Here is a 14,302-nt window from a genome sequence, read left to right on the forward strand (position 1 = left end):
TGAGTATGACGGAGCGGATTCCACATCAATTTTTCAAGAAGAACCAAAGCGCCACACTTTTCTGTCGAAATCCTCGCGCATGGCATTTTTTTAATGGGCCCGAAATTTGGGAAAGATGTTTTAAAACATTAGGTTGAATATTTTTTGGGTGATGCGTTTGCTCATTTAATCAACCAACAAAAAGAAAGAACCAAAAACCACACTTTTCCTATCGATGAACCAAGTGTTTCTCTCAAAGCCTTGCCACGAGCGGGCTAGCGATTAAATGGAAAAATTTTCCGGGGTTATGTCCGGAGCGGTCTTGCTGGAAATCATGCTAGGTAAATTAACAAATGCCAGCGGTGCACTGGACCTGCTCGCAGATGAGAAAATATGGATGGTCCATCTACAGAGGCGCCACTTGATGGTCGAGCATTCGGTTTAACAATGACCCCATTGGCTCCGCCCTCTTTTGCGCGCGTTGAGTATCCGTAATAAGCTGAGCCGTTTGAGCCGGATGCTTATCAGCGGTTTTTTACAGCCAAGTTTCAACAAGCAGGAAGATAAAAATTGCAAAACCTATTTAAAGATCTTGAAAGCCTTTTGCAGCAGGAACAGTCCTTCATTTCTGATGGTGCAATCCTCAAGAATGCGGTGGTTGAGGCGGCTTTGAACTTGGACTCTCGGCTACTGGAACTTCTGATGCAATCCGACACGATCAAATCGCATTTCTTTACGGAGGTGTCAGGTGTAGTTGTGTTCGACAAGGTGAAATTTCAGGACTTCGTCTCCAATAAAGCGTTCCTGCCAGACAGTTATACCGCCTTCAAGAATCGAATTGGCTTAATGAGTAGCGATAACGACTATTTGAGCCAGTCACGCGACGTGGTGCTCGCTTGGCCATACAAGGATTGCGTGCTGGAAGGTGGCATGACGAAAGAGGATTCGGGCCGCAACGAAGTGTTCTGGAACACGACACTGGCCCCGGACGACATCACGCGGCTGTTTGAACCCAAGGTGCTGACCGGCTGGGAACGTTGGGATGCCGAGGCTGTTGCGGAGGGCAAGGCCAAGCCCGTAGAGAAAGTGTCAGAGGATGACAATCTGCTGATCAAGGGTAACAACTTGTTGGCGCTGCATTCGCTGAAAGTGCGCTATGCGGGCAAGGTAAAGCTCATCTATATTGACCCGCCCTATAACACTGGCAATGACGGATTTCGGTATAATGATCGGTTCAACCATTCGGCTTGGCTGACCTTTATGCGGAACAGGCTTGAGGTAGCGAAGGATTTGCTGAGCCGGGATGGAGCGATCTTCGTCAACCTGGATGATGGCGAAGCGCATTATTGCAAGGTGCTGATGGATGAGGTTTTCGGGCGCGATAACTTTGTGGCCAATGTTGTTTGGCAGAAGAAGTATTCACCTGCGAATGATGCGACTTGGTTCAGCGATGATCACGATCACATTCTATGTTTTGCAAAGGACAAGGAGATTTGGAGGCCTCGTTTATTTGCACGGAGTGAAAAGCAACTTGCAGCGTATAAAAACCCGGATAACGATGAACGGGGTTTGTGGAAGACTGGCGATTACCTATCAAACAAAAGTAAAGAAGAACGCCCTAATAGTTGGTTTCCAATCACTCATCCAAAAACTGGCGAGGAAATTTGGCCACCAAAAACGACAGTTTGGCGTTTCAACAAAGAGCAACATGAACGAAATGTCGCAGAAAATAGGATATGGTGGGGCGTCAAGGGTGATAATGGCTCGCCCGCAGTCAAGCGCTTCCTTAAAGACATCAAAAGCGGCGTGACGCCCCAGACGATTTGGAAATACGAGGATGCGGGACATACTCAGGAAGCGAAGCGCGAAGCCAACGCGCTCAATGCCGGTTCGCCCTTTTCAACACCGAAACCCGAACGTTTGCTTCAACGCATTGTTCATGTTGCGTCGGATGAAGGCGACTACGTTCTCGACTTCTTTTCTGGCTCAGGCACGACGCCTGCGGTAGCCCATAAAATGAAGCGGCGTTGGTTGGCGATTGAGCAAATGGATTATATTCTCGACTTGCCAAATTCGCGTCTGCGGAGAGTCATAGAAGGCGAGCAGGGCGGCATTTCCAAATCCGTCGATTGGCAAGGAGGCGGATCGTTTGTTTATGCAGAACTCGCGGCCTCTAACTCGACTTTTGCAGACCGCGTTGAAGCAGCTCAAGATACAGCCGCGCTACAAATCCTCCGAGAGGACATCCAAAATACCGGCTTTCTGCGTTATGACGTAGATCTGAGCGCCTTTGACACCAAAGACTTTTCCGCCCTGTCCCTGGAAGATGCCAAGCGAGTTTTGATGGACTGCCTTGATGCCAACCATTTGTATGTCAACCTCGGTTCACTAGAGGATGCAGATTTCGACATTTCAGATGAAGATGCCGCTGCTACACGCTCTCTCTATGGGATTAAGTCGTGAGCCAAACTCTTAACGACAAGCTGAACGGCGCGGTTGAACTGGGGTTGCTTAGTAAGGTTATCCCTGACTTTATTACCAGCAATTTGGCTTCCAAGATTGAATTACGACCCTATCAGATTACAGCTTTTGAGCGTTTTCTGTACTATATTGAGGACTTTCCGCAGCGTCCGACCAACCCACACCTACTGTTCCATATGGCTACCGGCAGTGGAAAGACTGTGCTGATGGCCGCGCTCATACTTGATTTGTACCGGCGTGGCTATCGTAACTTCCTGTTTTTTGTAAACTCTTCTCAAATCATTGAGAAGACCAAGGAAAATTTCCTCAATCCCGCATCTGCCAAACACCTATTCCGATCGCAGGTGCGTATCGAAGAAAAGCCGGTAGAGATCAGATCGGTCGAGACATTTGATGCGGCTAACACCGAAGCCATAAATATCCATTTCACCACTATCCAAGGGCTTCATACTCGTATGATGGCTCCAAAAGAAAACGCTATCACAATTGAGGACTTCCGTGATTACAAGGTTGTGATGATCTCGGATGAAGCACACCACTTGAATGCCGAAACGAAGAAAACGTTGACCAAAGGCGAAGCCGAGGATAAGGCAAGCTGGGAAGGCACAGTGTCGGAGATTTTTGCGCAGCACCCCGAGAATATGTTGCTTGAATTTACAGCGACTGTAGACCTTACGCACCCGGCAATTCGGGCGAAGTATCATGACAAGATTTTGTATGATTACTCTCTGAAGCAGTTTCGTGAGGATGGATACTCCAAGGACATTGAATTACGGCAAGCTGATTTGCCACCAAAAGAGAGAATGATGCAGGCAATGGTACTGAGTCAGTACCGTCGCAAGGTGGCCGAGGCGCACGGATTGCATTGCAAACCGGTGATCTTGATGAAATCCAAGACTATTAAGGAGAGTGCCGATAATGAGTCGGCCTTTGCTGAAATGGTTAGCGGATTGTCCAGTGAGGCGCTTGAAGCGATCAGGTCAGCATCTGAAGATGATGAGACCCTCTCCCGCGCCTTCACTTATATCATGGATGAGCGGGGCTTAAGTGGTGCTGATTTTGCCCGTGAGCTACGTGGCGATTTCGCTCTAGAGAAAGTGGTCAACGTAAACAATCCAAAAGATCTAGAAAACAGACAAATAGAGCTGAACGCGCTTGAGGATCGGGAAAACGAAATACGCGTAATCTTTGCCGTGGATAAGCTCAATGAAGGATGGGACGTGTTGAACCTTTTCGACATTGTTCGCCTCTATGACACCCGGGATGGCAAAGCCAATAAGGTAGGTAAAACAACCATGGCAGAGGCTCAGCTAATTGGGCGCGGGGCGCGTTACTTTCCTTTCATCGCCCCCGACCAGGTTGATGCCCCGACAGAAAAGCGTAAGTACGACAATGCGTTGGACAACCCCCTACGTATTTTGGAAGAGCTGCATTATCACTGTTCCCACAACCCTAAATACATCCAAGACATCCGCAATGCACTGCGTGAAACCGGTATGTTGGACGACACCGCCAGAACTGTGCAATTGCGGCTTAAGGACAACTTCAAGCAGTCAACTCTCTATTTGTCAGGGCACGTCTGGGCGAATGAACGGATTAAAAACCCGCGCGATGATGTGGATGGCTTAGACGCATACAAGATCAAGGGCAACTACACATATCCAAGCCTGATGACAGGCCGCGTTACAGAGGCTTCAGCTTTTGGTACGAGTCAGTTGACGTTGAAACCGAATGGTAAAGAGCCCATTTCGCGCGAGTTCAAGCTGGTAGATTTTGGTAGGGCGATTCTTGGTTTCGCGATGGATACCGATGACCTTTTCCATTTCGCTAATCTAAGGACCTACTTTCCTAAACTCGCCAGTGCATCGGAATTTGCAACTTCTGATGACTACCTGGGCGGTGTGACAGTGACTGTAAGGGGGCTGCCTGAGGACCTCGAAGGACTGACGGCGCGACAGAAGCTGGAAATCGTGCAGTATGTGCTTAAACAGATCAAAAATGAGGTGAAAAGTGAAAGTGTAGAGTACGTCGGTACCAAGGAGTTCAAGCCTCATAAGATCAGCGAATGTTTTACCGACAATACGTTAAAGTTACGTTTGGAGGGTGAGACGGGTCTGAGTTGGGTCAAAGGCGAAAGCAATGTACCAGGATTGGACCAGATCGATCTGCAAACCAAGGATTGGTTCGCTTACGATGACAGCTACGGCACTGACCAGGAAAAGCACTTTATCAAATTTCTGAATGATCATGCTGATCGTTTGCGTGAGTTGTACTCCGATTTCCATCTGTTGCGGAATGAAAGGGCGGTTAGGCTTTTTGCGTTTGAGAGCGGTCAGGCATTTGAGCCTGATTTTGTACTGTTCCTCCGAAGGATTGAGTCTGGAACCGAAGAAATTATGCAGCTTTTCATTGAGCCAAAAGGTGCTCACCTGATAGATCAGGATAGGTGGAAAGAGAACTTCCTCAAGCAACTGGAGAAGGATGCGAAGATGCATCTTTTGTTTCAAGGCAAGGACTACAAAGTTTTCGGATTGCCCTTTTTCAATGATGCGGCCCCTGTAATCAATGATTTTCGGGAATGCTTTGGCTCAAACGTGGGCACTGATAGCAAAGTATAATCAGTAGTGTAGCGTTTACCCAGTTCATACTGACGTTAAAGCATCACCGAATTAGCAGCGCCTGTTGGTAAGGTCCCGGTCCGCCGAGCGCCGTATCCTTGGTTACCCTTTTGATGGGTTGCAGTCATCGGCTGCAACCCCTGCCAGGCCGGCGAGGGCCGGGGTATGGGGCTGGCCCCATTGGAGTTAAGATGAGTCACAGTAGTGTAGATTCATTTTGCACAGCTCATTTTTGGGGTTTTTTGTGCGAATATCGAGTTCAATGTTTCGTAAAATACTGATAAACAGAGCTTAATTCAGAGTTTGTGGCGTTTTTCAAAAGGGGTGTAGCTTGTGCAACTTTCTAAGTGCACAGAGGGTAAAGGTGGGTTTTCCCCACCCACCCAGGCGGATTGTGCAAAAATCTGGTCGTATAATCCTCTTGGGAGTACCGTTCAATATTGCGTCCTACGCCCTGCTTACCCACATGATCGCCCAGCAGTGCGATTTGGATGTCGGGGAATTCGTGCATACCTTCGGTGACTGTCATCTCTATCAGAACCATTTGACGGACGAGATTGTCTTCGAACAACTCAAACGCGAACCGCGGGCGCTGCCTGAACTGGTCATCAAGCGTAAGCCTGCGAGTATTTTTGAGTATGAACTCGAGGATTTCGAGTTTGAGGGTTATGACCCTTATCCTGGGATTAAGGCGCCTATTGCTATATAGCTTTAGGGAACCTCGGGCTTGGGTTCCGGTCCTGTTGGTTTGGGGGCGTGCAGGGCTGTGGGAAGGGCTTTCCGAAAACCGCTGCGCACACGGACGTGCTTGTAGCGTTTTTTGAAAGCACCGACCCGCCCTTTTGCAAGCCCCCAAAGCCAGAGAGCTTAAAGACTAAACCCCCCAAGCCCGAGAGCTAAAAGAGCATAACTCCCAAGCAAGAGGTCAACAGAGTGAGAAAAGCCCTCATAGTAGCCATGTCTCAAAACCGGGTCATAGGCCGCGACAACAAGCTGCCCTGGTACCTGCCGGGGGATCTGAAGTATTTCAAGCAGGCAACCATGGGAAAGCCCATCATTATGGGTCGGAAGACCTGGGATTCGATTGGTCGTCCATTGCCGGGGCGAATGAACGTGGTGATTTCTCGGAATCCTGAGTGGGAAGCGCCCGCAGGCACTGTTGCGGCCGAGTCACTGGAAGCTGCATTGGTGAAGGCCGAAGCTCAGGCTGAAATCGAAGACGGGGAAGAGGTTATGATTATTGGCGGTGGGCAGATTTATGCCGAAGCACTGCCAATGGTGGATAGGATGTACGTTACCCTGGTCCACGCAGAGGTAGAAGGGGATGCATTCTTTCCGGAGCTAAGCTGGGAAGAGTGGGAAGAAATCGGACGGGAGGATTTCTCCGCGTCCGATAACAACCCCTATGACTACAGCTTTGTAGTCTATCAGCGGCCCAAGGCCGGCTGATCAGTCCTTGCGGGGCGGGCGTTTGCCGGCGGGCTTGCCGCCGCCTTTGCCACCCTTGCCTGGCGGTTTGCCCTTGAAGCCGCCCGGGCCGCCGGGGCCTTTCGGGCCCTTCTTGAAGTTGCCCTTGCGGTGAGCGCCGCCCGGGCGTCCACCCTTGTTGTCCCGACGTGGGGCTGAGGCAGAGACCTCAGGCAGGGCTTCCGGCTGTTCCAGGGGCAGCGTGCCGGGCTGGATGGCTTCCATCCAGCAGGCCAGAGCGCCGGCCACCATCGCGATATCCATCTCGTTGCGCTCGGCGATCTCGTCCAGCAGGCCCATGGCCTTGGCCAGCTTGCCGTCCTCGGCAAACGCCAGAAGCTGGGTCTCGAACTGCTGCTCACGCATCTTCTTCAGCTCAACCGGTGACGGCAGCTGATAGGATTCCATCGGCGAATTGGTGGCACGCTCCAGCGTGCGCAGCCAGCTGCGCTCACGCGGGGTGACCAGCAGAATCGCCTTGCCGTTGCGGCCGGCACGGCCGGTGCGGCCTACACGGTGAATATAGGCTTCGGTGTCGTAGGGAACGTCGTAGTTGATCACGTGGGTGATCCGCGAAACGTCCAGACCTCGTGCGGCTACGTCTGTCGCAACGATGATGTCTTTCTTGCCGCTCTTCAGGTCTTCAACGGTCATTTCCCGCTGGCGCTGGTTCAGGTCGCCGTTCAGTGGCGCTACTGCATGCCCACGGGCCGAGAGCTTTTCAGCCAGCAGGGTGGTTTCCGCCTTGGTGCGCACAAAGATGATGGCGCCATCAATCGGTTCCACTTCTAGAATCCGGGTCAGGGCGTCCAGCTTGCGCTCAGCGTAGACCGGCAGCACGAACTGGGAGATTCGCTCGACCGTGCGGGTTTCGCTTTCGATTTTTACTTCTACCGCGTCTTTCAGGTAGGTCTGGGCAACTTTCTTGATTTGCGCCGGCATGGTGGCGGAAAACAGGGCCCGCTGGCAGTCCGGTGGTGTTTTCGACAGAATCGCTTCAACGTCGTCGATAAAGCCCATGCGGAGCATTTCATCGGCTTCGTCCAGCACCAGCGCCTTCAGGCTGCCAAGCTTGAGTGTGCCCTTACGCAGGTGGTCCAGCATGCGTCCCGGTGTGCCTACGATGACCTGGGCGCCGCGTTTCAGGCCCTTGATCTGGGGGTGAAAATCCTGGCCACCGTAGATCGGCAGTACGTGGAAGTTACGAAACTTGCTGGCATAGGTGGTAAAGGCTTCAGCCACCTGGATGGCCAACTCTCGAGTGGGGGCCAGTACCAGAATCTGCGGCTCCATAAGAGAAGCGTCGATACGGCTGAGCAGGGGCAATGCAAAAGCGCCGGTTTTACCGGTACCGGTCTGCGCTACGCCCAGAAGATTTTTGCCAGCCAGTAGCGCAGGAATGGTTTGCGCCTGGATGGGTGAAGGTTTTTCATAGCCGACGGCTGCAACGGCTTCAAGCACCGCCGCATCGAGGCCGAGTTCGGCAAAAGTCAGATCAGACATTCATTTTCTCGGAATTCAGAGGGTAGGGCATTGCCTGGCAATGCGATTTGTGCGCCGGAGTATACCTGTTTTGCTGGTGCTTTTATATCCAAATCGCCAAAGACGGTGTAGGTAGATGTCTCCGGAGCAGTTGCGCCGGTTTGCAAGTTTGGGCAAGCTCAGCCCTGATTCGAATAGGATGCTAATGAGGCAGGCGAATGACCTTTGATGAATTGTTGAGTGAAAGTGCCGTCGAAAGCAGCGTTACCGTTCCGGCAAGCTGGAGCCAGGGCCGGGCGACTTTCGGTGGTTTGACTGCCGCGCTGGTTTTCAATCGCATGGCAAGTGTGGTGGCCGAGGGGCGGCCCATGCGTTCGATGCAGGTGTCCTTCGTTGGACCTGTCAAACCGGATGCCCCGGTGGTTGTGAGTGCCGAGATACTGCGTGAAGGCAAGGCGGTCAGCCAGGCGAGCGGCCGCATTGATCAGGGCGGCCAGCCGCAGCTGGTTGCCCTGGCCAGTTTTGGCGGCGGTCGGGACTCCGTGGTACAGGTTGAGCCACTGCAAGCACCCGAAGCACCGGCCCCGAAAGACTGCAAGCCGTTGCCCTATATCAAGGACGTAACACCGGAGTTTACCCGCCATATTGAGATGCGCTGGGCCTTTGGTCACATGCCGTTCAGCGGGCAGGGCGGGCGTGAAATGGGTGGCTGGATGCAGTTCCGTGAGCCACCGGAGAAGCTGACGGATGCCCATATTGTTGCGCTGATTGATGCCTGGCCACCGGCGCTGTTGCCGCACCTTAAGACGCCGGCGCCGGCCAGTTCGTTGAGCTGGGCGCTGGATATCATGCATCCGCGGCCGGATATCAGGCCCGGTGACTGGTTGCTTTATCGCGCGACGATTGACCAGGCGGGGGCGGGCTATGGCCATACCCAGGCCGGTATCTGGAGCAGCCGGGGCGAGCTGGTGGCAACCAGCCGCCAGACCGTCACGGTGTTCGGTTAGTCAGGCGGCAAGCTCGGATTTGCAGGCGTCGATGATGATGCGGGCAAAGTCTTCCGGGGAATCTTCCTGAAGAAAATGGCCGCCCTGCAGGGTAATGTGGGGCTGGCCATGGGCGCCAGGTATACGCCGTTGCATGTGGCGGTCACCGCCCCGGGTGATGGGGTCGCCACTGCTGAAACAGGTGATAAACGGTTTTTTCCACTTTTCCAGGACACGCCAGGCAGCCTTGTTGGCAGGGCTGGCTGGATGATCTTCCGTTACCGGAACCAGTTTTGGAAATGCCCGTGCGCCAGCCTTGTATTCTGATGTGGGGAACGGCGCCTCATAAGCGGCAAGCTCAGCCTTGCTGAGAGTGCGTTCGGTACCGAGCTGGACAATACGCCCGATGGGCAGCCAGGGGCTGTGGGTGGCGAAGGCTTTCCAGAGGGTGAATACAGCAGGGATTGAGCTTTCCCCGGTGGGCAGCATGCCGTTGCCAACGATAATGCGCCGAAATAGATCTGGATGCTCGGCCGCCAGACGCAGGCCCAGCAGCGAACCCCAGTTCTGACAGACCAGGGTGATGTTTTTCAGTTTCAGTGTTCTGAGCCATTGGGACAGCCAGGCAATGTGGCGGTCATAGCTGTAGTCGCGGATCTCTCCCGGCTTGTCGGATTTGCCAAATCCAATCAGGTCCGGTGCCAGCACTCGATGGCCGGCGGCAGAAACCATGGGGATCATATGGCGGTAGAGATAGGACCAGGACGGCTCACCGTGCAGCATGACGACAGGATCGGCGCTGATAGGGCCTTCGTCCACGTAATGCATTCTCAGGCCCGGTTCGGCTTCAAGATAGTTCGGCGTGAATGGGTAGTCCGGTAAGCCTGCAAAACGGCTGTCGTCGGTTCTCAGGATACGCATGCCATCGACTGTCCTAACTGATAGGTTGCGTGATCAACGGCTCCGTTGATCTTCACTTATCAGCATAAAGCAGTTTGAAAACCGGTGTGTTAGGTTTAAGTAACAGTCCGTTGACCAATTGAATCAGTGGTCGGGATCGATGACGGGGCGGCGGTTGGAACGTTTGTCTTCCCAGTCCAGAGACTCCGGATCGTACCAGCCGATGTCGTGCAGCACCTTGTCCCGAGTGGCCGGCGACAGAGTTGGCCAGAGCTCCTGAAAGTCCTCCAGGCCACGGTCGCGCTGCCTTGCCTGTTTCGCCTGCAGGCGGCGAATAATCTGGGGAACATGCAGCGCTTCCCCCAACTGACCGGGAATCAGCACCTCCTGACCCATCACCTTGCGACGGTGGGTGCGGGCAGCGAGCACTCGGTGAAGTGCCGTTGCGGCGTCAAGCGCAGTTTCAACGGTAAACTCTTCGTTATCCAATCTTCAGACCTGTTTAACGAATGACCAACAACCAACAACTATACCCTGAAAGCCGCTGCACTGGCCATGATGCCATGCTAGTCTTCGGGATCGATTTCATTTCATTCAGGGCCGCGGAAACGCTCTATGTACGAAAAACTTGAGACACGGACTTTTCTGGCGATGCTGGTAGGGGTTTCGCTGGCATTCATTCTGTTAATGAAGCCGTTTTTCGGCCCGATTTTCTGGGCGATGGCCATTGCGCTGATATTTCACCCCGTGCGGGAAAAACTGGTGACAAGGCTGGGTGACCGCCCGAATCTTATTGCTTTGCTGACTCTGTTGCTTTGCCTGGTAATTGTGATTATCCCGGTCCTGGCGCTGGTTACATCGCTGGTGGCTGAAGGCGTCTCACTCTATCAAAAGATTCAGGATGGCCAGCTCAGACCCGGCGAGTACATCGATCAGGTGGTTGCTTCTTTCCCGGCTATTGAGTCCTTTTTTGCCGAGTTCGGCATTAATTTCTCAGATATAAGGGATCGAGCTGTCAGTGTCTTCGTGGGCGGAAGCCAGCTGCTGGCGAAACAGGCGATCGGTTTTGGTCAGAACACCTTTCAGTTCTTCATCGGTCTGGCCCTGATGGTTTACCTGGCCTTTTTCCTTTTACGGGATGGTAGCAAGCTGGTGGATCTGATGATCAAAGCACTACCACTTGGCGATGAGCGTGAACGTCTTCTGTTTGCAAAGTTCGCGGAAGTGACCCGCGCTACGGTAAAGGGCAACCTTCTGATTGCGATTATTCAGGGCGCCCTGGGCGGCTTCATTTTCTGGGCTCTGAATATACAGGGAGCTTTGCTCTGGGGGGTTGTCATGGCCATTGTGTCATTACTCCCTGCCATCGGGGCCGCGCTGGTCTGGGTGCCCGCAGCGATTTATCTGGCCGCCGCCGGTGATATCATTTCAGCGGTGATTCTCACAGCCTTCGGCACGGTTGTTATTGGGCTCTCAGACAACCTGCTTCGTCCCATTCTGGTCGGACGGGACACCAAATTGCCTGACTACATAGTGCTGTTATCGACCCTGGGCGGTCTCGCCATGTTCGGTATCAACGGGTTCGTCATGGGGCCACTGGTCGCGGCGCTGTTCATGTCTTTCTGGGGTATCTTCATCCGGGAGTTCAGCGAGGAGAACCGCAATACGGACACGAAACTGCCGGGTTCTGCTACAGAATCACAACAATCCGGCCCCGCGGACCAGAGCTGAGGTGTGCTAGGATTTGGACATAAAGGCCGGCAACAGGCCAGTTTACAAAAACAATTCAGATCAGATTGGAGTGAATTATGAATAGCTTTTCACATCTTCGAGGGTACCTGACCGCAGCTATTGTTGCCGGGTCCCTCGTGCTGGCTCCGGCGGCTATGGCTGATGAAACGGTTGCTCTGAAAAATGCCCTTTACGGAGCTGGTTACAGCATCACCAACGTAACCCCGCAGATGGATGAGGCGACACGTCAGGCCCTGATCAAGTTCCAGAAAGACAATGGTCTGGCGGCGTCCGGTGTTGTGAACGAAGCCACCAAAGAGGCTCTGGGCATGGTGCCGGTTCAGGTGGCGGCAGCGAGCCAGGCGAGCAGTCCGGCAGGCACCAGCCAGGCAGCGAAGTCTGAGCCTGCGTCCGCCCCAGAATCGGAAAAGGCAACGGAAGAGACCGAAGAAGAGGAAGATGACGGCGGCTGGTCGTTCTTCTGATGCGCTAAATTGACTGTCCATTCCCTCGAAAACGGGGATGGACGGTTGCAAACTGTCTGTGCCGGCTTTCGGCCTTCCCGCCCCGATTTTCTCTCCTCTGCTGATTTCTTCGTAATAACTTACGGCGTTCTCTACAATCCGATTGTCATCGCTGATATGGCACCCTTCCTTGAGCACAGAGAATGTCCTAATTAGCTCCATACGGATGGTTGTTTCAGATTTCCGTGCTTACAATGTGTTACAGACTATGGGAATCGGTGGATCGGGGAGAAATCTATGGCTGGCGAGGAAAGCCTGTCTTTGCGTCGTTTGAGAGAATTCCAACCGCTCGACCGGCTGACGGATGATCAGCTTGTGCTATTGGCAAACAGGGCAGAGCGTCGGCGCCATGGCCCCGGCCAGAGGATTATTGAACGTGGCGTCCGTGATGGTATGGATTTTTTTCTGGTGTCGGGCCAGGTTGAGCTTGAATCAACCGATGGCCGCAAATACCGGATCGACGCGGAATCGGAGAAGGCCATCAATCCGATTGCCCGGTTGCAGCCCCGGATGTACACAGTAACGGCGGTCAAGCCCTCGGAATTTCTGGTGATCAGGCAGGATATGCTGACTCAGCTGCTGCGCTCGGCTCCGGTTCAGCAGGTAGAAATGGATTCTGGTGTGTCCTCCGGCGAAGACGAGAGCGAGGAGCATTATCTGTTGATGGAGTTCTATGCGGAACTCCGCTCTAATCAGCTCACTCTGCCCAGTGTGCCGGACGTAGCCTGGAAGGTTCGGCGCCTGGTGGATCGTGAGGACACGGCGGCTGACCAGGTAGCCAACGCGGTTTCCGCCGATCCGGCGATGGCTGCAAAACTGGTCCGGGCCTGCAACAGCCCGTTGTACCGGGGCTTTTCGGATGTACGCAATGTCAGGGAAGCGGTCATCCGCCTGGGTATGCGCACCACGCGGCAACTGGTGACGGTATTTTCGATGCGGGAAGTGTTCCGTTCCCAGCGACCGTCACTGCAGAAAGAGATGGATCGCCTTTGGCGCCATTCCCGGGAGGTCGCAGCGTTGTGCTGGGTTCTGGCCGATAATGCCACCTCCGTGGACCCGGAAGAGGCGTTGCTGGCAGGGCTGCTGCATGACATTGGCGTGGTTCCGATTCTGGTTCAGGCGGAGCACCACGTGAACCTGTTTGCCGATGAGGCCAATCTGGATCATGCCATAAAAGAGTTGCGGGGCGATGTAGGAACGGCCGTGCTTGAAAACTGGGCGTTTCCACCGGCTTTTCAGGATGCCGTAAGACACGCCGAGGACTGGGACTACGAAAGCCGGGAATCTGCGCCCCAGCTGGTGGACATTGTGATTGTTGCTCAGCTGCACTCGATGATTGGTGCCAGTCAGAATTCGGACTTGCCGCCTTTCGACCAGGTGCCTGCCTATCGCAGGCTGGGCGAGCTTGAACTTAACGCGTCACGGAGTCTTCAGCTTCTGACGGAGGCACGGGCACGGGTGGACGAGGTGCACCGTTTACTGTCAATTCGCTGAAGATATGGCATGGTAGCCAGTCTTTCGGAGTGTCATATCTGGTGACAAGTACCATCATGAATGTACCGCTTTTTCCGCTGAACTCTGTGGTGTTGCCCGGCGGCAGGATACCCCTGCAGCTTTTCGAGCCCCGCTATCTCGACATGCTGACCCAATGCCTGAAAGAGGATCGGGGCTTCGTGGTTGTCCTGCTACGTGACGGTGCGGAAACCGGCAAGGTAGCCGCGTTCTATGACATTGGCACCTACGTGCGCATCATCGACTTCAAGCAACTGGACAACGGCCTGTTGGGCATAACCGTTGAGGGCCAGAGCAAGGTTTCCGTGGTGCGGTCCTGGCAGCAGGAGGACGGTCTGAATGTCGGCGACGTGGAATGTCTGCTGGCGGAGGATCTGCTGACGGTGCCGACGCGCTATGCCGAGCTGCCATCGGTGCTCCGGGCTCTGTTCCGCCACCCGGTTATTCGCGATTTAGGCATGGAAGTGGATTACGAGGATGCCCGGGATGTGGGCTGGCGGCTGACCGAGTTGCTGCCTCTGGATAAACAGGAAAAGCAGCGCCTGGTAGAGCTTCAGAATCCGCTGGAACGGCTGGACCGCCTGAATGACCTGCTTGAGGCACTGGAAGAAAACAACTGAAG

At 53.8% G+C, this 14,302-nt stretch carries 12 protein-coding genes; 9 read left to right on the forward strand and 3 right to left on the reverse strand.

The window, feature by feature from the left end; genetic code table 11:
- Nucleotides 1-549 precede the first annotated feature (549 nt).
- From FPL19_RS10630 to FPL19_RS10645, 4 genes are all read left to right on the forward strand, one after another.
- Complete coding sequence (locus FPL19_RS10630; RefSeq protein ID WP_150912550.1) at nt 550-2,442, forward strand: DNA methyltransferase; 1,893 nt, start codon at nt 550-552, stop codon at nt 2,440-2,442.
- Entirely contained in the window at nt 2,439-5,078 is a 2,640-nt protein-coding gene (locus FPL19_RS10635) for a DEAD/DEAH box helicase family protein (RefSeq protein WP_150912551.1), read from the forward strand. The genes FPL19_RS10630 and FPL19_RS10635 overlap by 4 nt, the downstream gene beginning before the upstream one ends.
- A 364-nt stretch (nt 5,079-5,442) precedes the next feature.
- A complete protein-coding gene (gene thyA / locus FPL19_RS10640) occupies nt 5,443-5,787 on the forward strand; it encodes a thymidylate synthase (protein WP_404802819.1) in 345 nt (114 codons plus the stop codon).
- A gap of 248 nt (nt 5,788-6,035) precedes the next feature.
- A complete protein-coding gene (locus FPL19_RS10645; protein WP_404802831.1) occupies nt 6,036-6,527 on the forward strand; it encodes a dihydrofolate reductase in 492 nt (163 codons plus the stop codon).
- On the opposite strand, the gene FPL19_RS10650 is transcribed toward FPL19_RS10645, so the two are convergent.
- Entirely contained in the window at nt 6,528-8,048 is a 1,521-nt protein-coding gene (locus FPL19_RS10650) for a DEAD/DEAH box helicase (protein WP_150912553.1), read from the reverse strand.
- A 197-nt stretch (nt 8,049-8,245) separates the two neighbouring features.
- Here FPL19_RS10650 and FPL19_RS10655 point away from each other — a divergent pair, with 197 nt between their 5' ends.
- Nucleotides 8,246-9,034, forward strand: coding sequence for an acyl-CoA thioesterase (locus FPL19_RS10655; protein WP_150912554.1), 789 nt, complete (start codon nt 8,246-8,248; stop codon nt 9,032-9,034).
- Here FPL19_RS10655 and FPL19_RS10660 read toward each other — a convergent pair whose 3' ends face one another.
- Nucleotides 9,035-9,934, reverse strand: a complete 900-nt coding sequence (locus FPL19_RS10660; protein WP_150912555.1) for a haloalkane dehalogenase — start codon at nt 9,932-9,934, stop codon at nt 9,035-9,037.
- Between the two features lie 123 nt (nt 9,935-10,057).
- Nucleotides 10,058-10,402: a hypothetical protein gene (locus tag FPL19_RS10665; protein WP_150912556.1), complete on the reverse strand. Its 345-nt coding sequence runs from the start codon at nt 10,400-10,402 to the stop codon at nt 10,058-10,060.
- A gap of 126 nt (nt 10,403-10,528) precedes the next feature.
- On the opposite strand from FPL19_RS10665, the gene FPL19_RS10670 reads away from it, so the two are divergent.
- The 4 genes from FPL19_RS10670 to FPL19_RS10685 all read left to right on the forward strand — a co-directional run bounded on the left by FPL19_RS10670 (nt 10,529) and on the right by FPL19_RS10685 (nt 14,300).
- Nucleotides 10,529-11,644, forward strand: a complete 1,116-nt coding sequence (locus FPL19_RS10670; protein ID WP_150912557.1) for an AI-2E family transporter — start codon at nt 10,529-10,531, stop codon at nt 11,642-11,644.
- Nucleotides 11,645-11,721: 77 nt separating this feature from the next.
- Nucleotides 11,722-12,129 (forward strand): peptidoglycan-binding domain-containing protein, encoded by a 408-nt coding sequence (locus tag FPL19_RS10675; protein WP_150912558.1) that lies wholly within the window; start codon nt 11,722-11,724, stop codon nt 12,127-12,129.
- Between the two features lie 276 nt (nt 12,130-12,405).
- The gene (locus FPL19_RS10680) at nt 12,406-13,662 is read left to right on the forward strand and encodes an HDOD domain-containing protein (RefSeq protein ID WP_150912559.1); all 1,257 of its coding nucleotides are present in this window, start codon (nt 12,406-12,408) and stop codon (nt 13,660-13,662) included.
- Between the two features lie 56 nt (nt 13,663-13,718).
- Nucleotides 13,719-14,300: an LON peptidase substrate-binding domain-containing protein gene (locus FPL19_RS10685; protein ID WP_150914155.1), complete on the forward strand. Its 582-nt coding sequence runs from the start codon at nt 13,719-13,721 to the stop codon at nt 14,298-14,300.
- Nucleotides 14,301-14,302: the final 2 nt, after the last annotated feature.

Origin of the sequence: Marinobacter halotolerans (assembly GCF_008795985.1) — a bacterium.
Lineage (GTDB): Bacteria > Pseudomonadota > Gammaproteobacteria > Pseudomonadales > Oleiphilaceae > Marinobacter > Marinobacter halotolerans.

Coding starts and splice junctions, on each gene's coding strand:
- FPL19_RS10645 (WP_404802831.1), top strand. CDS start 6,036: ATGTCTCAAAACCGGGTCATAGGCCGCGACAACAAGCTGCCCTGGTAC.
- FPL19_RS10650 (WP_150912553.1), bottom strand. CDS start 8,048: ATGTCTGATCTGACTTTTGCCGAACTCGGCCTCGATGCGGCGGTGCTT.
- FPL19_RS10655 (WP_150912554.1), top strand. CDS start 8,246: ATGACCTTTGATGAATTGTTGAGTGAAAGTGCCGTCGAAAGCAGCGTT.
- FPL19_RS10660 (WP_150912555.1), bottom strand. CDS start 9,934: ATGCGTATCCTGAGAACCGACGACAGCCGTTTTGCAGGCTTACCGGAC.
- FPL19_RS10670 (WP_150912557.1), top strand. CDS start 10,529: ATGTACGAAAAACTTGAGACACGGACTTTTCTGGCGATGCTGGTAGGG.
- FPL19_RS10675 (WP_150912558.1), top strand. CDS start 11,722: ATGAATAGCTTTTCACATCTTCGAGGGTACCTGACCGCAGCTATTGTT.
- FPL19_RS10680 (WP_150912559.1), top strand. CDS start 12,406: ATGGCTGGCGAGGAAAGCCTGTCTTTGCGTCGTTTGAGAGAATTCCAA.
- FPL19_RS10685 (WP_150914155.1), top strand. CDS start 13,719: ATGAATGTACCGCTTTTTCCGCTGAACTCTGTGGTGTTGCCCGGCGGC.